This window comes from Caulobacter sp. P4_E5, assembly GCF_056401555.1.
The window spans coordinates 1-3,134 of sequence record NZ_JBFUJD010000151.1 but is presented as its reverse complement, the minus strand read 5'-3'; the positions used below and the strand labels follow the sequence as shown (position 1 = coordinate 3,134).

At 71.1% G+C, this 3,134-nt stretch carries 2 protein-coding genes and 1 pseudogene; all 3 read left to right on the top strand.

Annotated elements, in window-relative coordinates; genetic code table 11:
• On the top strand, positions 1-675 hold a 675-nt coding region (locus tag AC1DSO_RS24635), incomplete at its 5' end, for an LpxI family protein (RefSeq protein WP_477071309.1).
• On the top strand, positions 672-1,862 hold the full coding sequence (lpxB, locus tag AC1DSO_RS24630) for a lipid-A-disaccharide synthase (protein ID WP_477071308.1): 1,191 nt from the start codon (positions 672-674) through the stop codon (positions 1,860-1,862). The genes AC1DSO_RS24635 and lpxB, both read left to right, overlap by 4 nt.
• 172 nt (positions 1,863-2,034) lie before the next feature.
• A pseudogene (locus AC1DSO_RS24625) lies at positions 2,035-3,134 on the top strand (flagellar hook-length control protein FliK); the annotation flags it as partial.

Below are 3,134 nucleotides of genomic sequence, written 5' to 3'. Positions count from 1 at the left end.
GTGTTCAAGGCGCTGCAGGCCGAGGGCTGTGAGGTCGTCTGCTTCGCCGGCAATGTGAAGCGGCCGGACTTCGCCGCCCTGATGCCGGATGGCCGAGGGCTGAAGGTTCTCCCGGGCCTGATCGTCGCCGCGCGCAAGGGCGACGACGCCCTGCTTCGACGCGTGCTGGACGAATTCGAGAAGGAAGGCTTCGAGATCGAAGGCGCCCACGAGGTGATGGGCGAGATGACCCTGCCCCGCGGGCGTCTGGGTAAGCTGTCGCCCGCCGCCGAACACATGGCCGACATCGACAAGGCGCTGATGGTGGCGCGCGAGATCGGCCGGCTGGACGTGGGGCAGGGCGCCGTGGTCTGCGACGGTCTCGTCTTGGCCGTGGAGGCCCAGGAGGGCACCGACGCCATGCTCCGCCGCGTCGCCGAGCTTCCCCAGACCATCCGGGGCTCGGCCGAGCGTCCGCGCGGCGTACTGGCCAAGGCGCCCAAGCCGATCCAGGAGACCCGGGTCGACTTGCCGACGATCGGCGTCGCCACGATCCAGCGCGCCGCCCGCGCCGGCCTGGCCGGCGTGGTCGGCGAAACCGGTCGCCTGCTGGTGGTCGACCGCGACGCCGTGATCGCCTGCGCCGACGATCTTGGCCTCTTCGTACTGGGGGTCGATCCGCAGGGGCGCCTGTGAAAACGCCTTCTGGAAGCGCGCCCCTGAAAGTCATGCTGGTGGCCGCAGAGGCGTCGGGCGACGCGCTGGGCGCGGGCCTGGCCAAGGCGCTGCGCGCCCGCTTGGGCGACAAGGTCGTCTTCGTCGGCGTCGGCGGGGCCAAGATGGCCGAGCAAGGGGTCGAGAGCCCGTTCGACATCGCCCAGTTGTCGATCCTGGGCATACTGGAGAGCCTGAAGGCCTATCCGAGGGCCATGGCCCGCCTGAAGGACACCGTGGCCCTGGCGGCCCGGGAAAAGCCCGACGTGGCCGTGCTGATCGACAGCTGGGGCTTCAACATCCGCCTGGCCCACGCCTTGCGGAAGCTGGACCCGAAGCTGCCCCTGGTGAAGTACGTAGCCCCACAGGTCTGGGCCTATCGCCCGGGCCGGGCGCGGAGTCTGGCCAAGGCGGTCGATCTGCTACTGTCGATCCAGCCGATGGACAGGCCGTATTTCGACGCCGCTGGTCTCGAGAGCGCCTTCGTCGGCAACTCGGCCCTGGCCAAACGGTTCGATCACGCCGACGCAGCACGGGCCCGCGCGGCGGTCGGGGCTTCGGCGACCGACCAAATCCTGCTGGTCCTGCCGGGCAGCCGACCCTCCGAGATCGAACGGGTCATGCCGGCCTTCGAGGACGCCGTGCAACGGCTGAAGGCCGGCCGTCCCGAACTGGTCGTGGTCGTCCCCGCCGCCTACACGGTCGCCGAAGCCRTGAAGGCGCGCGTCGCCGGCTGGCCGTTCCGGGCCCATGTGATCGAGGACGAGGGCCTGAAGGACGACGCCTTCGTGGCCGGCGACGTCGCCCTGGCCTGCAGCGGCACGGTCACGACCGAACTGGCCCTGGCCGGCCGGCCCATGGTGGTGGGCTACAAGACCAGCGCGGTCACCTACGCTATCGCCAAGCGCTTGATGAAGCCGCGTTGGATCACCCTGTTCAACATCGCCGCCGACAAGACGGTCGCGCCGGAGCTGATCCAGGATGCTTGCGAGGGCGAGGGCCTGGCGCGGGAGGTGGCGAGGCTGCTCGACGATCCGGCGCTTCGGGCCCGCCAAGTCGCCGAGCAGGACGCGGCGCTGGACAAGATGGGACGCGGGATGCCCGACCCGTCGGAGGCCGCCGCAGAGGCCTTGCTGAGCTTCCTGCGGGCGCGAAACGTCCTCGACTAGGCGTTCTTCTTACGGTCTAGCTTTCGAGGTTAACGGGTGGTTTACGCTCGCCCTCTATCTTTGAGGGAACTTTCGCCGTGGAGCCGTCGTCGTGGCGATCGACTCGACCACGCCCGTGACCCCCATCCTTCCATCCCTTCCGGCTGGAACCGCACCGGATTCGGTCGCGGTCTTGCAAGCCCTGGCGCGTCAAGCGCTGGCCAACGCGACCGCCCAGCTGGGCGAAATCGTCGGTCGTCCCTCCGCGCAGGCGCCTAAGACGGGCGCGCCGGTGGAGCAGGTCGGACAGACCTCGACCCAGGATACCGGTCACGCGGTTGATACGCCCGGCGCCAAGGGCGCGCTTCTCACGCAGCAGGCCTTGCCGGTCAAGATCGCCTCCGAGACCCGGATGGCCCGCGCCGTGCGCACCGCCGCGACCGAGGCCGTACCGCGCCAGATGGGACTGGCGCCACTGATGGCCAATGTCCGCGCCGTGGTCGATCGCCCCGACATGCCGATCACGGTGCGCGAGGCGGGCAGGGCGCTGCTGGCCAGGGCGCCCTCGGCGGCCGAGATCACGACACCCCAAGGGCTGCGCCGCGCCGTCGAGCGGTCCGGCGTGTTCCTCGAAGCCAACATGGCCCGCGCCGCCGCCACGCCGCCGTCGGAGACGTCGCCGACGCCGGTCCAGACCAACGACGTGAAGGCGGCGCTGCTGGTGTTTCGCGGCGCCCTGTCGGCCTGGCTCGCCCGCGCCGCGCCGCCGGCCACCGATGAAAGCGTCGGGCCCGCAACCGCGCCCACCGCGGATGTCGAGGCTGAAACCGCGACGCCTGTGTCTCGCGCCGCCCCAGCGCCAGCCGTCGCCTCGCCGACGTCGATCCAGGCGACCGCTTTCCCTTCGGCGGCGGCTTCAGTTTCGCCCGAGCCCACGTTGGCCGCCGATGACGCGCCCATCGTCGCGGCGCCCGCTTCTCCTCCGGCCGAAACAGCGCCGGCGGACGAGCCGACGCCGGCCGGCAAGCCGTCCATCCCGAACCCAAGCCCCACTGTGCGGCCCGAGGACGATGGGATCGCGGCGCGGTTCGGCTCTTTCGTGGCCGCGCCCAAGAGTTCGTCRCCACCGGCCGCCACGATCGGCCGCGCAGCGGTGTCGGCGCTTGTCCAGCTGGGTCTGCTGGCCGAGGAGGCCGCTCACGAACACCTCGCCGCCGCGCCGCCCGTCGAGGCCAAACCGCTGGTCGCGCGGGGCTATGGCCCGGCGACCGCCGAGGCCGCGCGACCCAAGGT